Annotated in this window: 17 protein-coding genes; 9 read left to right on the forward strand and 8 right to left on the reverse strand. The window is 65.6% G+C overall.

What is annotated here, in order from left to right; genetic code table 11:
• Positions 1-35 precede the first annotated feature (35 nt).
• Positions 36-1,355 carry an MFS transporter gene (locus QCD75_RS14855; protein ID WP_301229904.1) on the forward strand — a complete coding sequence of 440 codons (1,320 nt, stop codon included), beginning with the start codon at positions 36-38 and terminating at the stop codon, positions 1,353-1,355.
• On the opposite strand, the gene QCD75_RS14860 is transcribed toward QCD75_RS14855, so the two are convergent.
• From QCD75_RS14860 to QCD75_RS14890, 7 genes are all read right to left on the reverse strand, one after another.
• On the reverse strand, positions 1,246-2,010 hold the full coding sequence (locus QCD75_RS14860; protein ID WP_301229906.1) for a CDP-alcohol phosphatidyltransferase family protein: 765 nt from the start codon (positions 2,008-2,010) through the stop codon (positions 1,246-1,248). The genes QCD75_RS14855 and QCD75_RS14860 overlap by 110 nt on opposite strands.
• Positions 2,011-2,084: 74 nt before the next feature.
• A complete protein-coding gene (locus QCD75_RS14865) occupies positions 2,085-4,982 on the reverse strand; it encodes an FAD-binding and (Fe-S)-binding domain-containing protein (RefSeq protein WP_301229908.1) in 2,898 nt (965 codons plus the stop codon).
• 42 nt (positions 4,983-5,024) lie between these two features.
• Positions 5,025-6,164: a Glu/Leu/Phe/Val family dehydrogenase gene (locus QCD75_RS14870; protein ID WP_301229910.1), complete on the reverse strand. Its 1,140-nt coding sequence runs from the start codon at positions 6,162-6,164 to the stop codon at positions 5,025-5,027.
• 97 nt (positions 6,165-6,261) lie between these two features.
• Positions 6,262-7,791: an L-piperidine-6-carboxylate dehydrogenase gene (gene amaB, locus QCD75_RS14875; RefSeq protein ID WP_301229912.1), complete on the reverse strand. Its 1,530-nt coding sequence runs from the start codon at positions 7,789-7,791 to the stop codon at positions 6,262-6,264.
• Between the two features lie 36 nt (positions 7,792-7,827).
• Complete coding sequence (hglS, locus tag QCD75_RS14880; RefSeq protein ID WP_301229914.1) at positions 7,828-9,228, reverse strand: 2-oxoadipate dioxygenase/decarboxylase; 1,401 nt, start codon at positions 9,226-9,228, stop codon at positions 7,828-7,830.
• Between the two features lie 71 nt (positions 9,229-9,299).
• Positions 9,300-10,430: an NAD(P)/FAD-dependent oxidoreductase gene (locus QCD75_RS14885; protein WP_301229916.1), complete on the reverse strand. Its 1,131-nt coding sequence runs from the start codon at positions 10,428-10,430 to the stop codon at positions 9,300-9,302.
• A gap of 312 nt (positions 10,431-10,742) precedes the next feature.
• Positions 10,743-11,408 (reverse strand): GntR family transcriptional regulator, encoded by a 666-nt coding sequence (locus QCD75_RS14890; RefSeq protein ID WP_301229918.1) that lies wholly within the window; start codon positions 11,406-11,408, stop codon positions 10,743-10,745.
• A gap of 252 nt (positions 11,409-11,660) precedes the next feature.
• Here QCD75_RS14890 and QCD75_RS14895 point away from each other — a divergent pair, with 252 nt between their 5' ends.
• The 8 genes from QCD75_RS14895 to QCD75_RS14930 are packed head-to-tail and all read left to right on the forward strand — an operon-like array spanning position 11,661 to position 18,590.
• The gene (locus QCD75_RS14895) at positions 11,661-12,506 is read left to right on the forward strand and encodes a substrate-binding periplasmic protein (RefSeq protein ID WP_301229920.1); all 846 of its coding nucleotides are present in this window, start codon (positions 11,661-11,663) and stop codon (positions 12,504-12,506) included.
• A gap of 50 nt (positions 12,507-12,556) precedes the next feature.
• Positions 12,557-13,630 carry an ornithine cyclodeaminase family protein gene (locus QCD75_RS14900; protein ID WP_301229922.1) on the forward strand — a complete coding sequence of 358 codons (1,074 nt, stop codon included), beginning with the start codon at positions 12,557-12,559 and terminating at the stop codon, positions 13,628-13,630.
• On the forward strand, positions 13,623-14,396 hold the full coding sequence (locus tag QCD75_RS14905) for an amino acid ABC transporter ATP-binding protein (protein WP_301229924.1): 774 nt from the start codon (positions 13,623-13,625) through the stop codon (positions 14,394-14,396). The genes QCD75_RS14900 and QCD75_RS14905 overlap by 8 nt, the downstream gene beginning before the upstream one ends.
• Before the next feature lie 9 nt (positions 14,397-14,405).
• Positions 14,406-15,038, forward strand: coding sequence for an amino acid ABC transporter permease (locus tag QCD75_RS14910; protein ID WP_301229956.1), 633 nt, complete (start codon positions 14,406-14,408; stop codon positions 15,036-15,038).
• Complete coding sequence (locus tag QCD75_RS14915; protein ID WP_301229926.1) at positions 15,035-15,691, forward strand: amino acid ABC transporter permease; 657 nt, start codon at positions 15,035-15,037, stop codon at positions 15,689-15,691. Before QCD75_RS14910 ends, QCD75_RS14915 begins: the two co-directional genes overlap by 4 nt.
• Positions 15,692-15,712: 21 nt before the next feature.
• On the forward strand, positions 15,713-16,948 hold the full coding sequence (locus tag QCD75_RS14920; protein WP_301229928.1) for an NAD(P)/FAD-dependent oxidoreductase: 1,236 nt from the start codon (positions 15,713-15,715) through the stop codon (positions 16,946-16,948).
• 51 nt (positions 16,949-16,999) lie between these two features.
• On the forward strand, positions 17,000-17,623 hold the full coding sequence (locus tag QCD75_RS14925) for a short chain dehydrogenase (protein ID WP_301229930.1): 624 nt from the start codon (positions 17,000-17,002) through the stop codon (positions 17,621-17,623).
• Positions 17,624-17,666: 43 nt separating this feature from the next.
• Entirely contained in the window at positions 17,667-18,590 is a 924-nt protein-coding gene (locus QCD75_RS14930; protein ID WP_301229932.1) for a 5'-3' exonuclease, read from the forward strand.
• Between the two features lie 34 nt (positions 18,591-18,624).
• On the opposite strand, the gene QCD75_RS14935 is transcribed toward QCD75_RS14930, so the two are convergent.
• The gene (locus QCD75_RS14935; RefSeq protein WP_301229934.1) at positions 18,625-20,769 is read right to left on the reverse strand and encodes a transglycosylase domain-containing protein; all 2,145 of its coding nucleotides are present in this window, start codon (positions 20,767-20,769) and stop codon (positions 18,625-18,627) included.
• Positions 20,770-20,936 lie beyond the last annotated feature (167 nt).

Below are 20,936 nucleotides of genomic sequence, written 5' to 3' on the forward strand. Positions count from 1 at the left end.
GTCCCATCAGGCCGACGCCGCGGGGACGCGGTTCGGTGATTCCGCCTGAGAGCACCGGCCTGCCGGCGGCCGGGAGGGAACCCGGGGCTCCGCCGCCCCGGCGCGCAGCTGATCTGCTGCGGGCGCTGCGCGTGCGGAACTTCGCACTCTTTTGGACGGGCCAGCTCATCTCCGGCACAGGCACCTGGATGCAGATGGTGGCGATGGCCTGGCTTGTGCTGGACATCAGCGGGTCAGCGGCTGTCCTGGGCCTGGTGACCACTATGCAGTTCCTGCCGTTGCTGATGTTCGTGCTGCCGGCAGGAGTCCTGGCCGATCGTCTCCCCAAGCGGCGAATAATGCTGGCGGCCCAGGCGCTCGCTACGGTGCAGGCGCTCTTGCTCGGCTTTCTGGCGCTGGCCGGGTCCCCGCAAATCTGGCAGCTGGCCGTCCTGGCATTCACCCTCGGGGTGTCGAACGCGTTCAACAATCCTGCACAGCAGGCGTTTGTCCCCGAGATGGTGGGCCCCACGCTGGTGCCCGATGCCGTGGCGATGAACAGTGTGCAGTTCAACTCGAGCCGGATGATCGGTTTTGCCCTTGGTGGCTTGGCGGTGGCGCATTTTTCGGCGGCAGCCGTCTTTTTCGTCAACGCGGCGAGTTTTGCCGCGGCACTGGGCGCCCTGCTTGCCCTCCGCAGCGGCGAGCTTCGCGTCTCCATGGCCAGACCGGCCCGTCACGGTGCCCTGCGGGAGGGCCTGCGTTATGTCCTTCATACTCCCGATGTGCTTTTTGTCCTCGCGGTACTGGCCGTCGTCGGTACGTTCGGCTACAACTGGCCGGTCGCAGCGCCGCTGCTGGCGCGCGATGTGCTGAATGTGGAATCCGTCGGCTTCGGCGCGCTGATGTCGGCGTTCGGTGCCGGGTCCCTCGTGGCCGGCGTCGGCCTGGTGGTCATCGGCGGCAGCAACGACCGCCGGATGATCACCTCGGGCGGGGTGCTTGCGCTGATATTGATCCTCCTCGGCATCTCACGGTCCTACCCGGTGAGTCTTGGGCTCATGGTGCTGGCCGGACTCAGCGGCACGGTGTTCACGACGACAGTCAACACCCGGCTCCAGGGACTGGCGCCGGACCGGCTGCGTGGCCGGGTCATGAGCCTGTTTGTGCTCCTGCTGGCGGGCACGACCCCGTTCGGTTCGGCCCTGCTGGGCTTGGGTGCGGAGGCTTTCGGCGTCTCGGCCACCATCATCGGATTCGGTGTCATCACCGTGGCGGGCCTGGCCGGACTGCTCGTCTTTCGCGCCCGGAAAGGCCGTGCTGTCCATCGCGGCGCCGTTCCAGCTCGACGACATCGCGGGCAAAGGAGAGCATGAGCAGCGGAAAGGCCACTGCCGGCGCCGCACACGCAGCAGCCGGGGGGATGCCCGGCGTCAAGGCAAGGAGCAGCGCGAACGGCTGGAAGGCCCCGATCCCCTTACGCGCCGCGCTCGAAGGAAGCGGCGTTTTAAGGTGGGGGCGAAAGCGGCCGGCGGCCAAAAAAACGTAGTACAGGGCTCCGATGCCGAGGGTCCAGGGCCCGATGCCAGCCGCGGCTGCGACGGACAGGACAAGCACCAACGCGGCGTCGGTGGCGGTATCAAGTCGAGCTCCCGCCGCGGATGCAGTTCCGGTGCGCCGGGCGACAGCCCCGTCGACGGCGTCGAGCAGGTAAGCAGCGGCCCCCATGGCGACAAGGAGCGGGTCGTGGGGGGAACCCGTGAACAACACCGGAACGGCCAAGACGGCGCAAAGGGACACCAGGACGGCCCGCAGCAGTGTGACCCGGTCCGCGGGCGTTGAGTAGCGGGGAATGCGCCGCAGCACGGAGGTGGCGGCCCCTCCGATGACCACCGCGCCGGCGCCCAGGCCGACGGACTGCAGACCGAGGCCGGGGGAGTGCACCGAGGCGAGCAAGCTGCCCGCGACAGCGTACGCTGCAACTGCGGCCATCGCGTCGGCCGATGCGCGCTCCGCGGTCCTGCTTTTCATGAGCCACCCCGCCCACATGCTAGCAACAGCATCCTGGCCGGACTACCGTCCCGTGATGAACCTGGGGTCGTCCCTTAATGGAGAGCCGTGGCTTCATCGGCGTTTTTCGGGGCGGCAGCCGCGGAGCTGTCCAGTGCCTCCGCGATGATCTGGACGATGTGGCGGGAGTCGCGGCCGGCCAGATCGGCCACCTGGGTCCGGCAGGAGAACCCGTCGGCGAGGATGGCCCGGTCCGGGGCATCGGCGATCTTGCCCAGAATTCCCTGTTCGGCAATGGCCACGGACACTTCGTAGTGGCCCTTTTCCATACCGAAGTTCCCGGCGAGACCGCAGCATCCGCTGGAGGTGTCCACGTCGCAGCCCATGGACTTCAGCAGCTCCAAATCCTTCCCGTACCCCATGACGGCGTTTTGATGGCAGTGGGGCTGCGCAAGAATCCGTTCCCCGCTGGCAGGCGGTTGCCAGTTGATGGACGTCAGGAATTCCGGCACGGTCTGGGTCCGGGCGGATACCTGCCCGGCGCGTTCATCGTCGGGCAGCAGTTCGAGCAGGTCAGAGCGGAGCACCGCCGTGCAGGACGGTTCGAGTCCGATGACGGTCCTGCCGTCGGCCACATGCGGGTGCAGGACGTCAAGGGTCTTCCTGAGGGCGGCTTTGGCCGCGGTCAGCTGTCCGGTTGAGATCAGTGTCAGTCCGCAGCATGCGCCGGGGCCGGCAATTTCGATATCACATCCCGCAGCCTGCAACACCCTGATCGCGGCAAGGGGGACATCCGGGCTCAACGCATCGGAGAACGAATCCACCCAGAGCAGTACCCGGGGCGGAGGACCCGCTGTGTGCTGTCCCGCAGCGCCTTGCGCTGCCGGGATCCGCGCTGTCTTCGGAGTTGAGCGTTGAAACTTCACCAGGGAATGGAACGGTGCTCGGGGAAATGCCGGCAGGGACCGGCGGGGATCCGCGCCGGCCAGCCGCAGCATGGTCCGGCGGAGGACACCGATGGACGCGACCTTGTTGACCAGGGGGCCGAACGGTCCGATCAGTCCCAGCCAGGTGGGCAGCCGGCCGAGGGTGTAGTGGCTGAGCGGACGCAGCCGGCCCTTGTAACTCTGGTGCAGCGCCTCCGACTTGTACATCGCCATGTCGATCCCGGTGGGGCAGTCGCTGGCGCACGCCTTGCAGCTCAGGCACAGATCGAGGGCCTCGTGGACCTCAGGGGACTTCCAGGACATGTCCACGATGCCGCCGTTGAGCATTTCCTGCAGGACGCGCGCCCTGCCCCTGGTCGCGTCCTTTTCATCTTTGGTGGCGAGGTAGGAGGGGCACATGAACCCGCCCTCGTCGCGGAGGTCGGCCCGGCACTTTCCCACGCCGACGCAGCGGTGCAGGGCATTGGTGATGTTGCCGCCGTCGTGGGCAAATGCGAAACCATCTGAGGCCAGCAGGTTGCCGGCCTGCGGGCGGCGCAGGTGCGCGTCGAAGGGGTCAGGCTTGATGATGACACCCGGGTTGAAAATGTCCTGGAGGTCGAAGAGGGCTTTGAACCCGGCCATCGCGGCCAGGGCCCGGGACGAATACATGGTTTTCAGCAGTTCGCCGCGCGCCCGGCCATCCCCGTGTTCTCCCGAGAGCGAGCCGCCGTACTTGGCGACGAGGTCCGCTGCGGCCGTCAGGAAGCGGCGCATCACGGCGGCGTCATGGTCCAGCGGGAAGTCGATCCTGACGTGGACGCAGCCGTCACCAAAATGGCCATAGGCCAACCCCGTAACGTTCTCGCGGGCCATGAGCCGTTCAAGATCGCGAAGGTAGTCGCCCAGGTGTTCGGGCGGGACGGCCGAATCCTCCCAGCCGGGCCAGGCCTGGTTCCCGGCGGCGGTTCGCCCGGCCAGCCCGGCGCCGTCGGCCCGGATCTGCCACAGCCGTCTGGCCGCCGGTCCGGCCGGAAGGATCATTGAGTCGATCGCGCCGGCGTCCTGGACCATCCGCTCTGCGGCAGCTACCGCCTCATCCGACGTGGCTCCGCCCACTTCCACCATGAGCCAGCCGTTCCCCGCCGGCATGCTGGGAACGGCGTGCCCGCCTTTGGCGTTGCGGATCACGTTGACCAGCTGCGCATCCAGGCCCTCCAGGGCCAGCGGATGGTGCGGAAGCAGGCCAGGGACCGCGTCGGCCGCAGCAGGCATATCCGGATATCCCAGCACTGCCAACGCCGGGGCCGCCGCCTGCGGAACCAGCCGGACCTCGGCCTCCAGGATGACGCCGCAGGTTCCTTCCGTCCCGGTCAGGGCAGCGGCCAGGTTCCCGCCGTTCTCGGGCAGGAGATGCTCAAGGCTATAGCCCGAGATCTGGCGGCCGAACCGGCCGAACTCCAGCCGAAGCACGTCCAGATTGGCGGCGATGAACTCATCGAGTCCCGGGATCTGGGCCGTGGCGTCCTTGCCCGAGCCAAGCTCCAGCACCTGTCCCGCGCCGGTCAGCCAGCGCAGCCGGTGCACGTTGTCCGCTGTCCGGCCGTATGAAAGCCCATGGGGGCCGCACGCGTTGTTTCCGATCATGCCTCCGATGGTGCAGCGGGTGGATGTGGACGGATCGGGCCCGAACCGCAGCCCGTGGACAGCGGCGGCCCGCTGCAGGTCGCTGAGGACGACGCCAGGCTGTACCACCGCGGTCCGGCTCTCCGCATCAATGCTGATGATCTGGTTCATGAACCTGCTGAAGTCCAGCACCAGTCCGGGCCCCACCGCGTTTCCGGCGCACGACGTGCCCGCGCCACGGCCGGTGACTGCCAGGCCGTGCCGGCGGGCAATCCTGACCGCCTCGACCACGTCGTCCGCATCCCGGGGCATGACAACCACCTGGGGCACCACCCGGTAGTTCGAGGCGTCTGTCGAATACTCCGCACGCCGACGGGTGCTGCTGTCAACGATGCCGGCAACTGCAGCGCTCAGTTCTTCAACAATCTGGTCAATATTCATGCGTGGAGCTCTTCCTTGTCCTGCGGCGGTGCGTGGGTGCGGCTAGTACTGCAGGGGCTTGCCGCGCAGCTCCATGGCGCGGCGGACCCGGCACTGGGCCAGGGAACGGGCGGCATGGTGGGTGGTGGAATCCAGCTTCTCCGCCTCCGCCAGGACGATGGCCGTGTTCGTACGGAGCTTATGGGAGACGGTGGTGAAGATCTGCTCGGTTTCGGGACGGAACGGCGAATACCGTGACTCCATGGCAAAGGCCGCACTGACGACGCCGCCGGCGTTGGCGACGAAGTCGGGCACCACTGTCACGGATGCCGCGCGCAGCGCCTCCTGCGCTGCGGCGTTGGTGGGAAGATTGGCGCCCTCGACCACGAGCTTGGCCGAGATGCGGCCAACGTTTGCCGCGTGGATGACGTCCTGCAGGGCAGCCGGGACCGCGATTTCGGCGTCGACAAACAACTCGGTGCCGGCCGGAATGGCCAGCTCCGGAAACTCTTTGACCAATCCGTCGCCGAGCCGCGCCCGCATCGCCAGCAGCCTGGGGATGTCCAGCCCGGCGGGATCGTGAAGCGCGCCCTCAGCAGTGGAAATCGACACGATGCTGTAGCCGAGCTCATGAAGCCGGGCAGCCGTGGCATGCCCCACAGCGCCGAATCCCTGGATGGCCACGCGCTGGCCCTGGAGTCCGATGGTCGCCGCCGCCTCATCGGCGACTTCAGCCACGCCGTAGCCGGTGATGCCCAGCTGGTCGTAGGGTACGCCGCCGAGGTCGTACGGGGTCCCGACCGCTGCACCGCGGTCGCCCAATTCATCGATGATGATGGCCGCGTCGTTTTCCGTCAGCCCCATGTCCAGGCCAAAGACATACTCGGACGGAACCTCATTGCTCAGGGCCCGGACAAAGGAGCGGAGGATTGCCTCCTTGTGCGGTGAGTTGGGATCGGCCCGGATGCCGGCCTTGGCCCCACCGAAGAACAGGTCGACGCCGGCCCACTTCCAGGTCATGACCCGGGCCAGGCGGGAAATCTCCTCGACGGTGACGCCGGGCTGCATCCGGGTGCCACCCTTGCCCATGCCGCGGGCGGTGTTGTCGATAACCAGCACGCCCTTCATTCCGGTCTTGGCGTCGCTGACCGTGACGATCTTTTCCGGTCCCCATTCATCCATCATGTCGAACAGACTGGTCATCGCTGGATACTCCTTGTGTGCTGGCAGGTACCTGATGTGGCAGGGGCGGGCTGCGGAGACGGCGCCGGCCGGACCGGCACCGTCTCCGCACGGGTTTCTAGAGGAACTTCACGCCCTGGGCGAGCGGGAGCTGTCCCGAGTAGTTGACGGTATTGGTCGCCTGGCGCATGTAGGCCTTCCACGAGTCGGAACCGGACTCGCGGCCGCCGCCGGTTTCCTTCTCGCCGCCGAACGCGCCGCCGATTTCTGCCCCCGAGGTGCCGATGTTGACGTTGGCGATGCCGCAGTCCGATCCGCTGGCCGACATGAAGCGTTCGGCCTCCGCCTGGTCGTTGGTGAACACCGCCGAGGACAAACCCTGGGGAACGTCATTCTGGATGGCGATGGCCTCGTCGAAGTCCGTGTAGGTCATCACGTAAAGCAGCGGTGCAAAGGTCTCGTCCTTGACGACGGCCGTCTGCGCCGGCATCCGGACGATCGCCGGTTCCACGTAGTAGGCGCCGGGCTCGTCGCCGGCGTTCACCCGGCCGCCGCCGCAGAGGACGGTGCCGCCCTGCTCCTGCGCCGACTTAATGGCGTTCTGCATGCCATCGAAGCTGGACTTGTTAATCAGCGGCCCGATCAGGTTCCCCTCATCCAGGGGGGTCCCAATGCGCAGTGTGGCGTAGGCGTTGACAAGTTTGTCCGTCAGTTCGTCAACGATCGAATCGTGCACAATGAGACGGCGCATGGACGTGCAGCGCTGGCCGGCGGTTCCGACGGCCGCGAAGACAATGCCGCGCAGGGCCAGATCGAGATCGGCCGACGGCGCGATGATCGCTGCGTTGTTCCCGCCGAGTTCGAGCAGGGCCCGGCCGAAACGGCCGGCCACGCGCGGGGCGATTTCCTGGCCCATCCGGACCGACCCGGTGGCGGAGAGCAGGGCAACGCGCGGATCATCGACGATGACCTGGCCGCCGGAGCGATTGGCCAGGACGAGCTTGTGCAGGTCCTGGGGTGCGTCGACGTCCGCGACGGCGCGGGCCAGCAGGGCGTCGGCGGCCAGTGCGCTGAGCATGGTCATGCCCGAGGGCTTCCATACGACGGTGTCGCCGCAGACCAGGGCCAGCGCCGTATTCCAGGAGTAGACCGCAACCGGGAAGTTGAACGCGGAGATGATCCCAACAACGCCCAGGGGATGCCAGGTCTCCATGAGACGGTGGCCGGGGCGCTCCGAGGGCATGGTTTTGCCGTAGAGCTGGCGGGACAGGCCGACCGCAAAATCGCAGATATCGATCATTTCCTGGACCTCGCCGAGAGCCTCGGACTGGATCTTGCCGGCCTCGGCCGTGACAATCCTGGCCAGGTCCTCTTTGTGTTCCGTCAGCAGCTCGCCCCAGCGCTTGACCAGGTTGCCGCGGAGCGGCGCGGGCACATCGCGCCAGGTCTTGAACGCCTCGTGCGCCCGGCCGATCATCGTGTCGATCTCTGCCGGTGTGTTTACCGGCAGGGTCATCAGGACCTCGCCGGTGAGCGGCGAGGATGCCTCGTGCGGGCCGCCGAGGCCGTCAACATTGACGCCGCAGGCCTCCAGGGCGCCGCGGACGATCGCTGCCAGTTCGGACGTGTGGGTGAGAGTTTCAGTCATCGTGATCTCCTGTGGTTGTTTGGTCTGCGGGGCTGTTTAGCGGGTGACGGTGATGTTCAGGCGGCGTGCCAGGACAGCGATCGAGTCGTCCTGCTGCCGCCGGTAGAGGTCGTTCGGGTCGTGGACCTCGGAGCCGACTATCTGGGACATCCGGTGGATGTCATAGCTGGTTCCGGTCTGTTCGTTGTCCTTTGAACCCTCCTCGGTCAGGTTCGACTGGAAGATTCCCGCGGCCGAGCGGGGGAGGAAGTCCTCATAGACAATGGGTTCCGGGACGGCGATTCCGGCTTCTATGAGATCGGTCAGGGACGCCGTGCCGGTCAGGGGTGCGCCGTCCAGGGCCTCGTCGTCGAGCCGGTAGGTGAAAAACGCCAGCCCTTGCAGGGCCAGCTCCTTCTCGGTGCGGGGAAGGTGTTCCGCCCACACCCCGGCGGCAACCTCGACGCGCGTGGTTCCGGCCGGCGCCAAGGCCAGCCGGGCGTCGGATTCGGCGACCATCCGGTCGTAGAGGTCGCGGCCGGCCACCGTCAAGGCAATGCCGCGGGCCTCGACTTCGCCGAAGCGCACCCGCAGTTCACCTTCGTTGGTGGACCCGTCCGCGTAGCGGAACACTCGGTGTTCACCGAGCGCCCGGAAGGAAGTTTGCCGCAGAAGCAGGTCCGGTCCATCCCAGCGCGGCGGTCCCTGGATCTCATCGATCATGCTGATGCCGCGCGCCTGCATGCGCTGGTACAGCTCATCGATATCCAGCACCCGGGGTGTGAGGTGGTTGATGTGGGTCGTGGAAACCCCGCCGATGTCGGAGGCGACGGCGGAGACTGCCTCCAGCCTCTTGTACCACTCGTAGTCCACAGGGTCCCCGGAGAGTTCAAAGGCCGCGGTGGCCAGCTCCAGCAGCTGTTCGGCGTCGTCCGTCGGGAGACCGCCGCTTCCGGCGGCCCTGTCCGCCAGGCCAAGCAGCTCGGAACCGAACAGCTGCCGGGCGCCGATGAATTCGGCCAGCTCGGCGCGCAGTTCGCGGTCGAAGAACCGCGGGTCCTCCGCCGCCAGCATGGAGGTGAAGACACGGAACGGATTCTTCGCCAGCTCAGCGCCATCGATCGGGCGGAAAGCCGTCGAAACCACGGGCACGGAGCTTGAGGACGCATCGCGAAGGTCATAGAACCCGACCGGGTACATGCCGAAGGCTGCAAAAATGCGTGCAACCTGGGCCATCTCCCTCGGGGAGCCGACGCGGATGGCGCCGTGGCGCTCCGCCGTCACCCGTGAAATGCTGCCCAGCCTCTCGGCCTCGGCGCCGTGCTTGGCCACGTACGCTTCGTTTACTTCGGTGGAAACCTCGACGAGCGTGTTGTACGCGGGAACTTCCCTCCCGTACATGGCGGAGAGCCGCTGCGCGAACTCGGCTCGAAGTTCCCAGGTTTCAAGTTCAGTCATGGCGTGGGTCCTTTCAGGAATGTCGTGGGGGAACGTGATGGTGGGGGCAGGGCACGCGGTGGCGTTCCGTGCTAGATGATGTGCACTTCTTGAATGAGCTGGTCGGCTGTGTGGAAACGCTCGGCGGAGAACGAGGTGTGGTCCATGAAGGATTCCCGGTCCAGGTAGAGGTCCCGGACGAGTTCGCCGACGGCCGGTCCCTGCAGGAAGCCATGGCCGGAGAATCCCGTGGCGTAGTAGAAGCCCCCCACCGAACTGGAGGCACCGATGAGGGCGTTGTGGTCCGGCGTGTTCTCATACAGTCCTGCCCAGCCGCACTCAAGCTCAGGGGCCGCCAGGGCAGGGGCGCACACGCGGGCGGCTGCGTTGAACTCCGGCAGCCACTCGTGCGTGAAGTCACGGGCGAAGCCAGGCTCCTGGTTCGAGTTGGAGATGCCAAGGAGCATGCCATTGCGGTAGTTGTGGAAGTACAGCGTGGTCGACAGGTCCAGTGTGAACGGCACGGTGGGCATCGGCGAGCTCATCTGGCGGGTCATGCCGATCTGCCGCCGCACCGGGACAACCGGCAGACTGACGTTGACCATGTCGCCCACACGCTGGGACCAGGCGCCGGCGCAGCAGATGACGGCATCGGTGGTGATGGTGCCTCGATTGGTGGTCACCGAGCTGATGTTCCCGCCCGAAGCGGCCACATCCATGACTTCCGTGTGCTCCAGAATGCACACACCCAAAGCTGCGGCCGCGTCGGCATAGGCCCGGACCACTTTCCCCGGTTCCGCGAATCCATCCTCCGGTGAGAACGAGGCCCCGATGAGGGCCTCCTGGCGCAGGAAGGGATTGATGTCGACTGCCTCGGCGGGAGAAATCATCCGGCTGTTGCTGCCGAGACCGTTTTGGATGACGGTGCTGCGCTCACAGTCCAGGATTTCGGATTCGCTGCGGCACAGGAAAAGGTAGCCGACCTTCCGCAGCCCGATGTCGGTGGAGAAGCGCTGGCCGAAGCCCTCGAAGGCCCGCAGGCTGCGCTGGCCGAGGACAATATTGGCCGGATCCGAGAACGTCGCCCGCACCCCGCCGAGGGGCTTGGCGGACGATCCGGCACCGAGATCGGACCGGTCGACCAGAACGATATTGCGGACGCCGGCTTCGGCCAGGTGGAACGCGATGCTGGTTCCCATGATCCCGCCGCCGATGATGACCACGGCCGCATGTGAAGGCTGTTGGGTCCCGGGGGGAAGCTGGAGCGACACCACATTTGACATTGATCGTCCTGTCTCAGTTGCGGAAGCCATACCCGCCCAGTGGCGGGTATCAACTATCGGTAACGGGTTATATATAACCATCTTGGAGTCGAATGTGATCTGCGTCAAGCAAAATTTTCCGCCGGATTCTCCGTTGCAGCGCAGTGGCCGGGAATGTGGACGGGCGCACCGTGCGCTGGGCATGCCACCTGTTGGCAGGAGGACGCCTGCCGCGGCCGTCAGCAGGGTGTGCGGGACGGCAGGGGTGCCCTGTTAGGGCAGCGAGTAGCTGAGGTGTTCGACCATGAGGGACTCCACGAGCTTCCGGTCGCCCGCAATCAGGGCGGCCAGGATGGGTCCGTGTTCGGCGGCGCTGGTGGCGAGCAGTCCGCGCTCGGCCAGGTGGTAGGAGCCGCTGATCCGGCTTTGGTCCCGAAGATTTTCAATGATTTTCGTCATGCGGGTGTTGCCCAGGAGCTCGACTATGGCCAGGTGGAACTGCTGGTCATGTTCGAGGTAGTCGACCATCGTGTCGGGCCTGGCTGTCGCGAGCGCTGCCTCTGCCAGGTCCGTGAGCCGCAAGGCGTCGGCGGGGGACACTCCCTGTTCGGCGACGCGGCCCACTGCGGTCACCTCGATCAGCAGGCGGAGGTCATAGACCTCTTTTTGGTCCTTCGGGGTCATTTCCACGACCCGGAACCCCCGGTTGCGCACCACTTCGAGGAGGCCTTTTTCGCTCAGGGCCATCATGGCCTCGCGGACCGGGCTGTTGGAGACGCCCAGCTGGGTGGCCAGGGCGTTGGCTGAGTAGATCTTTCCTGGCTGCATGGTGCCGGACATGAGGGCGTGCCGAACTATGGAGGTGGCCTCGTCCTTGAGGGTGACCCGGCCTTCGCCAAGCTCGGATATCCCCGCAACGGCTATTCGCTGTCCCTGCATTTCACTCCTCAGACGGTGGTCCTCACGGCTAACACTAAGTCACAACATGCGCGCCACTGGGAAGGGTTGTGATGATTTCCGACTTGTTTCAACGTATTCCGCGGCGGTTTCAATGCTTGACATCCACCGGGAATGGATGGAGATTGGTAATCGACAATCGATAGTGTGTCATATATCACTAGCTTGATCGTTGGCGATGGCATCGAATCGTTGGGCTCGGACCAAACTTCAGCTCTGATCTAAGGGGTCAATATGAACACTCGCAAAATCCTGGTGGGCGGCACTTCCATTGCCGTGCTCGCACTCTCGCTGTCCGGATGTGGCGGGGCGGCCGAGAGCGCGGTCTCGAAGGGTTGCCAGCCCGAAACAACGTTCAAGACAATTTCCGCCGGCTTCCTCACCGTTGCCGCGCCCGAGTTTCCGCCGTTTTCGTCAAACAAGGACGGCAAGCTCACCGGTGTCGACGCAGACATCATCAAGGAATTCGCCGCCAAGAACTGCCTCGACATCAAGGTCGAGCCGACGTCCTACGCGGGGACCATCCCGGCCGTCCAGAGCGGGCGGGCCGACGTGGCCATCGGCTGCTACTACCGCACCGCCGTCCGGGCCGAGATCGTCAGCCTCTCCGATCCGATCTACACGGACGAGATGGGAATCGTTTCCGAGTCCGGGGTCAAGGACGTCAAGGACCTGGAGACCATGAAGGTGGGCACCGTCGACGGCTACCTGTGGGTGCCGGACATGAAGAAGGTCATGGGTGAAAAACTGACCATCTACCCCAGCGCAGTGGAGATGCAGGCCGACCTCAAGGCCGGACGCATCCAGGCCGGAATCGACGGATTCGGCTCGGCCGTCCAGATGTACAAGGCCGATGCCAAGTACAAGGTTGCCGGAGCCAGTGCGGACTCCCGGGTCATTGCATCCAAGGAACCCGCGCAGATCGGATTCCCGATCGGGAAGGACAACACGGACATGACCAAGGCCGTGAATTCCTCCATCAAGGCCATGAAGACCAGCGGCAAGATCGCGGAGGTCGTGAAGTCCTACGGCCTGCCCCAGTCAGCCGTCGAAACCGGGGAACCGCGCCTCGTGAAGTAGGAGCGAACCCTGACACCAACGTCCGGAACTGCGAGCTAAGGATCGATTCCATGGATTCACCGACCGGCCCTTCGGGGCAACCGCCAGCACCCCTGTTCATCGACGGCGGGACCGTAGCCGCGGCACTGACAGTGCGCGAGGCGGTGGCCGCCATGGAATCGGTCCTGGCATTTGGGTTCGATCCCGAAATGGGCGCCCCACGGACCAGGGTAGAAACGGCCGCCGGGACGTTCATGCAGATGCCGGCGAGTAACGGCCAGTACGTCGGAACCAAACTCCTGACAATTACGCCGGGCAACGCGACGTCTGAGTCGCCGGTCATCCAGGGACTCTATGTCCTGTTCGGTGGCCACGACCAGCGGCCGCTGGCTGTGCTGGACGGTGTCGCGCTGACCGAACTGCGGACGTCGTCTGTTTCTGCGATGGGCGCCATGCTCCTGGCTGGGCCTGGGCCCAAGCGTCTGGTCGTCTTTGGCACCGGGGTGCAGGCGTGGGCCCACATCGTGGCGTTTGCCGAGCTCTTTGAGTTGGCCTGCGTGGACATTGTCGGCCGCAACGTGGAGGCAGCGGAACGGCTGGTAAAGAAGGCCGAAGCAATCGGTCTGGCTGCCGCCCTGGCCGGTCCGGAAGCCGTGCGGGAGGCCGACCTCATCGTTTGTGCCACGGCTTCGCCCACGGCACTTTTTGACGGGGCCATGGTCAAGGCTTCCGCCGTCGTCGTGGCCATTGGCGCGCATGACCGGGAGCACCGCGAGCTTGATGACAGTCTCCTCGCCCGGGCCACGGTGTGCGTGGAGTCAAAGGAGTCTGCGGCGCGCGAGGCGGGCGACGTCATCCAGGCCATGGAATCGGGTGCCATTGCCGGGCCCGCCCAACTCATCACCCTTGCGGACCTGGTCCTAAAACGCCGGGAGGTCGCCGCGGACCGGCCGGCGGTGTTCAAGACAACCGGCATGCCGTGGGAGGACCTAGCGGTAGCCACCGCGCTCTTCGAAGCCTGCACCGCCGGCGGCAGCGATCACCGGCACGGCGGGCTGGAGATGCAGACGGTGCCCCGGACGGGACCGGGGCGCAGCATTGACCGACCCGGCACAACTCTTAGAAATGGAAGAACTGATGATTGAGCCGAATATCCGGACCGGCACCCCCGTGGTCCGGGTGACGAATCTCGCCAAGGCCTACGGTTCGAACGTGGTGCTTCGTGACGTCTCCCTGACAGTGCCGGAGGGATCTGTCACGGCCATGATCGGGCCCAGCGGCGCCGGAAAGAGCACCGTCCTGCGCTGCATGAACTTGCTGGAGCAGCCGGACAGCGGTGAAATCGAGATCGATGGACACCGCATCAATGCCGGCCGAAAGCCCAACCCCAAGAATCTTGCGGCCCTTCGCCGCAGCGCCGGCATGGTCTTCCAGCACTTCAATCTCTTCCCCCACATGACGGTCCTGCGGAACATCAGTTTGCCCCAGGAACGGGTGCTTGGGCGAAGCCGCGACGAGGCCAACGAAAAATCCATGGAACTGCTCAAGCGCATGGGGCTGGCCGAGAAGGCCGACCAATATCCGTCGAGGTGCTCCGGAGGCCAGCAACAGCGCATCGCGATTGCCCGCGCGCTGGCTCTTGGCCCCAGGGTCATGCTCTTTGACGAGCCGACCTCGGCGCTGGACCCCGAAGTCGGGGTTGAAGTGCTCGAGGTCATGAAGGAGCTCGCGTCCACCGGCATGACGATGGTCGTGGTGACCCACGAGATGGCGTTTGCCGGCAACGTCGCCGATGAACTGGTGGTGATGGCGGACGGCGGCATCATCGAGAAGGGCGAGCCGGGCCAGATCCTGCAGGATCCGCAGCATGACCGCACCCGCCGGTTCCTCCGCGCCGTGCTGGAGCGCTGACCCGTGGAAATGCTCCGGGCCATCGCCATCGGCCTGCCGCTCACAGTCCTCGTGACAGTCCTGGCCCTGATGATCGGGACGGTGCTGGCGCTGCCCATCGTTGCCGGGCTGCGGAGCCGGAACAGAATCCTATGGCTCGTCTCGCGCCTGCTCGTTGACCTGCTGCGGGGGGTCCCACCCGTGGTGTGGCTCTTCATCCTGTACTACGGCGTCTCCATCGGCGCCATCCGCCTCACGGCTCTGCAGGCGGGTGTCCTGGGCCTTGGCGTGGTGGCGGCAGCCTACCTCGCGGAGATCTTCCGCGGCGCCATCTCTTCCATTCCCAAGGGCCAGTGGGAGGCAAGCTCGGCGCTGGGTTTCCACCGGGCCACGGTCTGGAGCCGAATCATCGGTCCGCAGACAGCACGGGCCGTAGTCCCGGCCTACACGACGTTTGCCATCGGGCTGCTCAAGGATTCCTCCATCGCCTCGTCCATCGGCGTGGCTGAGATCGTTTTTATGTCCAGCCAGTATGCCCGGCAGTCCGGGGAAGGCATCATGGTGTTCTTTGTGGCAGCCGGTGTCTACATCATATTGAGCGTTCCCCTGGGACTGCTCTCCAGGCACCTTGACGTCAAGATGCGGAAGGCGGTGGCCCGATGAACAACCTGGTCGATGTCGCGATCCAATATGGCCCCACACTCTTTGACGGACTCAAGGTCAGCCTTAGTCTGACCCTCCTGAGCCTGGCCTTCGGCCTTCCGCTGGGGCTGGTGTTCGCCTTCGGGGTGACAGCCCACAACAGGACTTTCCGCTATCTGTCGGTGTTCTTCGTCGAGGTGGGCCGTGGAGCGCCGGCCCTGGTGCTCCTGCAGCTCATGTACTACGGACTTCCGAACGCCGACATCACCCTCAGCTCCATGGCCTCAGCCTGTTTGGCACTGACCTGGACGACGGCGGCCTACAGTGCCGAGCTGATCCGTGGGGGCATCCAATCGGTTCCTCCGGGTGAAGTCGAGGGGTCCCATGCACTGGGCATGAGCTATCGGGACTGCCTGAGGTTCGTGGTCATCCCGCAGGGACTTCGCATCGCCCTTCCTTCTTTGATGGGCTTTGCGGTACTCCTGTTCCAGGCGACGTCTTTGGCCTATTCAGTAGCCGTGCCGGAACTCATGAGCCAGGCGTACTCGATCGGCTCCTCCACCTTCCAGTACCTGCCGGTCTTCATCATTGCCGGCCTGCTCTACGCCGCCATTTCGATCCCCGCAACGTGGCTCTCCGTCTATGCGGAACGCATGCTGAGCCGACACCTGTAGCCGATGTCAGAAAGCAATCAGATGAGGAAACCGCAATCAGCCATAGTCGTCGGCGCCGGCGTCGTCGGTCTGTCGACAGCCTGGCACCTGCAACAGCAGGGACTGTCGGTCACAGTCATCGACAAAGTCGGGCCCGCCGCCGGGGCCAGCTGGGGCAATGCCGGCTGGGTGACGCCGGGCCTGGTCATGCCCCTGGCGGAGCCGGGCGCCTGGAAGTACGCCCTGCAAAGCCTGACCGATCCGAACGCCCCGCTGCACGTGCCGCTGCGGTTCGACCCGCCGCTGTGGAAGTTCCTCCTGCGGTTCGCCGGCAACATGAACGCCCGGAAGTGGCAGCAGACCATGTCAGCGCTGCAGCCCATCACGAGGACCGTGGACGCGTCCTTCGCCGAGCTGAAAGCGAAGGGCATTTCCGCGCCGGTCGTCGCGGCCCCCTACGTTGCCGGCTTCAGCAGCGCCGCGGCCGCCGCAGCATTCCGGACCGAGCTCGAACACCTCCACGCCATGGGCCAGGGCATAGGCGTCAGCACACTGGCCAACGGGAACCGTCCCGCAGCGCTCTCCGACGCCGTGGTGCACGGCCTGCAGATATCCGGACAGAGCTATCTCGATCCCGGTGACTTTGTCTGGGATCTTGCCGGGGCCTTCAAGGCGGGCGGCGGCCAGATCAGGGACGGCACAAACGTCATCTCCGTTGATGCCGGGACTTCCTCGGCAACCGTGACAGCCGACGACGGCAGCCTTCTCACGGCCGACGTCGTCATACTCGCCACCGGCGCCTGGCTGCCCAAACTGGCCGGCAAGTGGGGCCTCAAGATCGGGGTCCAGGCGGGCCGGGGCTACTCGTTCACTGTCGACGGCGACCGCCTGCCGAACGGGCCGCTGTACTTTCCGGAACAACGGGTTGTCTGCACGCCCTACCGGGGGGCCCTCCGGATCGCGGGAACCATGGAGTTCCTTGGTCCCGACGAGCCGCTGGATTCCGCCAGGCTCGAGTCAGTCGCCAGGGCTGTCCGTCCGCTGCTGCAGGGCATCGATTGGTCCTCGCTGCGCGACGCGTGGGTCGGCTCACGTCCAATCACACCCGACGGGCTGCCCATCATTGGCCGTCTGGCCTCGGACAGAATCTTTGCGGCAGGGGGGCACGGAATGTGGGGGATGGTTTTGGGACCGGCCACCGGCAAGCTGCTCGCCGCACAGATCGTGACCGGTGAACCACCGCAAGAGATTGTGGCGTTCAACCCCTTGCGCAGATAAAACCGTCATCAGGCGTTCCGCCTGCCTGCAACAAAAACGAAGGGCACACTCATGCGAATTCTCGTCATCGGCGCCACCGGAACTGTGGGCCAGAACGTGGTGCGGGCGCTGTCCGCGCACCACGAAAAGGTTGGCCACGGGCCGCTGGAAATCATCAGCGCGTCACGCTCCTCAACGGAACATCCCGTTGATTGCCGGGACGATGCCAGCGTCGCGGCACTCTTTGACCGGGTAGGGACGGTGGACGCGGTGGTCAGCACCATTGGCGGAGCCAAGTGGGCCCCAGCAGCGGATGCGAGTCTGGAAACGTACGCATCGACGGTGAACGGCAAGCTGCTGTGCCAGGTCCGCATCACCCTGGCGGCCCGTGGCCACGTCCGGGAGGGCGGGTCCGTCACGTTGACAAGCGGGATCGTGGGAAATTTTGCCTTCCCTGGTGGCTCGCCAAGCGCCATCGCCAACCTCGGGCTTGACGCTTTCGTCAAGAATGCCGCCGCGGAGCTGCCTCACCTGCGGTTGAATACTGTCAGCGCCACGGTGCTGGAAGAATCCGCCGATGCGTATGCGGCGGTGTTCCCCGGCTTCGCTGCCGTCCCCGGCGCCGTGGCGGCCGCTGCCTTTGTGCGCAGTGTCTACGGTTCCGAAACGGGTCAGACCATCAAGGCCTGGTCGTAGCCCAGGAAACGCATCCGTGTCAGGATCAGGTATGCCCCGCCTCATGCTGCTCGACACCGCGTCGCTGTACTTTCGCGCCTTCTACGGTGTGCCCGACACGATCCGCCGCGCCGACGGCACGCCGGTGAATGCCGTTCGCGGGCTGCTCGACATGATCGCGCGGCTCCCCGCCGACTATGACGCGACGCATCTGGTTGCCTGCTGGGACGACGACTGGCGGCCGCAGTGGCGCGTTGACCTGATCCCGGGCTACAAGTCGCACCGGGTCGCCGAGGAGGTCGCGGGAGCCCCTGACGTGGAGGTCGTGCCGGACGCGCTTGAGGCACAGATTCCGATGATCCGCCGGGTGCTCGGCCTCGCCGGCATCGCCATCGTGGGGGCGGCCGGACATGAGGCCGACGACGTCGTCGGCACCTACGCCAGCCACGCAGCGCTTCCCGTGGACGTGGTGACCGGCGACCGCGACCTCTTCCAGGTCATCGACGACGCCCGTGAGGTACGGGTGATCTACACCGCGCGCGGCATGAAAAACCTCGAAGTCCTGACCGACGCGGCGATCGTCGGAAAATACCGTGTGCTGCCCGGACAGTACGCCGACTACGCGACCCTCCGCGGCGACACTTCCGACGGACTGCCGGGCGTCGCCGGCATCGGAGAGAAGACCGCCGCGTCGCTGCTCGGGGAGTACGGCACGCTCGACGGGCTGCTCGCGGCGGCCACGGATCCGGGAAGCGGGCTGTCGGCCTCCGTCCGGTCAAAGCTCGCCGCGGCTGCCGGCTACCTGGCGGTCGCGCCCGCCGTCGTGAAAGTCGTGCGCGACCTTGAGCTGCCGACGCTGGAGCAGGCCGGCGCGCAGCTGCACCCCGTCGTCGGGAGTGCGCGCGCCGAACTCGAGCGCCTCGCCGGCGAGTGGAACCTCGGTGGCTCGGTCAGACGGCTTCTCGAGGCGCTGGACCTGCGTCGCTGAGGGGAGCACGCGGTCAGTCCCCACCTTCACCGGATCAGCCGGGTTTCTTGGTCATGGACTCGGGCGGCGGCGGGAAGGCTCCGGCGGGGTAGAGCCCCGCGACCTCGAGCATGTAGTTCGCCCACTGCGGGCCGGCGAGCATGTAGCCGTCGATGCTCTTGTAGAACTGGCCGTTGACGGTGATGTTCTGGCCGGGGCGGTTTTGGCCGTCCAGGGCGTCGCCGAAGAAGGATGCGGTGGCCAGGCCGCTGGTGTAGCCGACCACCCAGGTGGCGCCGTTGGTGTTGGAGGTCCCGGTTTTGGCCGCCACCGGGAACCGGCTTTGGACCTTGGGTTTGATGTAGACGCCGGACCCCTTTATCAGCACATCCTGCAGCACGGAGGTCACGCCGCGGGCGACGTTGGGCTTGATGGCATCACGGCAGGACTTGGCTTCGGCCGGAAGCTGCTGTCCCGCCGCATCGGTCACGTCCACAATGGCGACTGGCTCGCAATACTTGCCGTCATTGGCGAACGTGGCAAATGCATTGGCCAAAACGAGCGGCGCCACACCAATCGCCCCCAGCAAGTTGCCCAGCTGGTGCATGTTCACCGGAGCGTTATCCAGGCCGCTGTGGATTCCCGCACTGTCCACCATTTTTTGAATGCCGCAGAAATCCAGTTGCGCGGCTTCCGCGAAGGTGGCGGTATTGATGGAGTTGTACACCCCGTAGTCGACACGCATGCGGCGGTAGTACCCGGCGTCATTGTTCTGCAGATCATCCGCCGCGCCGAGGGACTTCTGGGCCGTATCGTAGGCGCCAAGGATCTTTCCACAGCTGGACTTCCAGCGGAAACCAAGCGGATACGACCGGCGGGAGGCGTCCACCTGGTCGGCCAAGGACTTGCCCTCCTGGAGCCACTCCGCCAGGGTGAACGGTTTCATGGTTGACCCGGGTTGAAACCCGCCGGCGCCGTTCAGGTCATCGCCCCTGGCGTCCTTGGAATCCACGTTGAAGTTCAGCTGGGTGTCAAACTTCCCGGGTTCGGGGAGGAACACGGTGTTTTGCGCCATTGCCAGGATCTTCCCCGTGCCCGGCCCGATGGAGACCAGCGACGCGCCCCACTTGTCCGGGTTGGCCCCGGCCGTGGCATCTACCTGCGCCTGCGCTGCCAGTTGCAGTCGGCTGTCCAGCGTGGTGGTGATGGTCAGGCCGCCGCGGTATAGCTTCTTCACACGCGCGGCAAGGTCGACGCCATAGGCCGGGTTGTTGAGGATCAGGTGCGAAACGTAGTCGCAAAAGTACGGTGCCATCTCCGCGGCGGCGCACCCCTGCCTCCCTGGGGTGATATTCAGGTCCACCCCGCTGGCGGCCGCGGCGTCGTGGTCCGCCTGGGAGATCCGGCCGAGGCTGAGCATGGCATCGAGGACATGGTTGCGGCGCTGGATGGCGTTGTCGGGATAGACCAGGGGGTTGTAAAAGCTGGGGCTCTTCACCAGGCCGGCGAGCAGGGCCGCCTGCGGGAGGGTCAGGCCCTTGGCTGTGGTGCTGAAAAAGTAGCGCGACGCGGCTTCAATACCGTAGGCATCGCGGCTGAAGAAGACGATGTTCAGGTAGCCCGCCAGGATCTCGTCTTTGGTGTACTTCTTTTCCAGTTCGATCGCGAGCCGCATCTCGCGCACCTTATCGCCAAAGCTCTTCTGCCCGTTGAGGACGATCCGATCGCCTTTGTCCGCGGACACCAAAGACTCGTTGAGAACATTGGTGACGTACTGCTGGGTGAGGGTTGAGGCGCCCTGCCTGCTGCCACCTGTCAGGTTGGACGCCAGGGCCCGAAGAATCCCCTGCGGGTCGACGCCGGCGTGCTCGTAGAAGCGGCGGTCCTCGACGGCGACGATCGCGTCCTTGATGAAGGGGGACATCTGGTCCAGCCCGACCTTCACCCGGTTCTCCGCATAGAAAATGGCGATTGTCTTCCCGTCTGCGGTCAGCACCTTCGTCGATTGCGACGGCGGATCGACCGTCAGTTCCGAGGGGAGGTTATTGAAGTACGTGGCCGATGCCCTAAGGGCAACGCCGGCCCCGGCCAGGGCGGGGACCACAAGGCTGGCCGCGAGGACACCGCAGACCGCACTCACGGTGAAGTAGCTGGCGACCCTCCGGAAGGCCGCGAAAAGCTTCGAACCGGGGCGTGACATGTCCCGACCCTAGGGGCGTTCCCCCGGAGGGCACCTCATCCGAAACGGATGGTCCGGCCGGCGTCACCAGCAATGTGCGGCGGGGGAGTGTTGAGTGTCGCACCACCGCGTAGTAGCGTGACAAGCACTGTCAACAAGCATCACACGGACTCGGGAGCGTTCATGGC

Source organism: Arthrobacter sp. PsM3, from assembly GCF_030433895.1.
Taxonomy (GTDB): Bacteria; Actinomycetota; Actinomycetes; order Actinomycetales; family Micrococcaceae; genus Arthrobacter.

Excerpts from the sequence above, each read along its gene's own strand:
- QCD75_RS14860 (WP_301229906.1), bottom strand. The coding sequence starts at position 2,010 with ATGAAAAGCAGGACCGCGGAGCGCGCATCGGCCGACGCGATGGCCGCA.
- QCD75_RS14865 (WP_301229908.1), bottom strand. The coding sequence starts at position 4,982 with ATGAATATTGACCAGATTGTTGAAGAACTGAGCGCTGCAGTTGCCGGC.
- QCD75_RS14870 (WP_301229910.1), bottom strand. The coding sequence starts at position 6,164 with ATGACCAGTCTGTTCGACATGATGGATGAATGGGGACCGGAAAAGATC.
- amaB (WP_301229912.1), bottom strand. The coding sequence starts at position 7,791 with ATGACTGAAACTCTCACCCACACGTCCGAACTGGCAGCGATCGTCCGC.
- hglS (WP_301229914.1), bottom strand. The coding sequence starts at position 9,228 with ATGACTGAACTTGAAACCTGGGAACTTCGAGCCGAGTTCGCGCAGCGG.
- QCD75_RS14890 (WP_301229918.1), bottom strand. The coding sequence starts at position 11,408 with ATGCAGGGACAGCGAATAGCCGTTGCGGGGATATCCGAGCTTGGCGAA.
- QCD75_RS14895 (WP_301229920.1), top strand. The coding sequence starts at position 11,661 with ATGAACACTCGCAAAATCCTGGTGGGCGGCACTTCCATTGCCGTGCTC.
- QCD75_RS14900 (WP_301229922.1), top strand. The coding sequence starts at position 12,557 with ATGGATTCACCGACCGGCCCTTCGGGGCAACCGCCAGCACCCCTGTTC.
- QCD75_RS14905 (WP_301229924.1), top strand. The coding sequence starts at position 13,623 with ATGATTGAGCCGAATATCCGGACCGGCACCCCCGTGGTCCGGGTGACG.
- QCD75_RS14910 (WP_301229956.1), top strand. The coding sequence starts at position 14,406 with ATGCTCCGGGCCATCGCCATCGGCCTGCCGCTCACAGTCCTCGTGACA.
- QCD75_RS14915 (WP_301229926.1), top strand. The coding sequence starts at position 15,035 with ATGAACAACCTGGTCGATGTCGCGATCCAATATGGCCCCACACTCTTT.
- QCD75_RS14920 (WP_301229928.1), top strand. The coding sequence starts at position 15,713 with ATGAGGAAACCGCAATCAGCCATAGTCGTCGGCGCCGGCGTCGTCGGT.
- QCD75_RS14925 (WP_301229930.1), top strand. The coding sequence starts at position 17,000 with ATGCGAATTCTCGTCATCGGCGCCACCGGAACTGTGGGCCAGAACGTG.
- QCD75_RS14930 (WP_301229932.1), top strand. The coding sequence starts at position 17,667 with ATGCTGCTCGACACCGCGTCGCTGTACTTTCGCGCCTTCTACGGTGTG.
- QCD75_RS14935 (WP_301229934.1), bottom strand. The coding sequence starts at position 20,769 with ATGTCACGCCCCGGTTCGAAGCTTTTCGCGGCCTTCCGGAGGGTCGCC.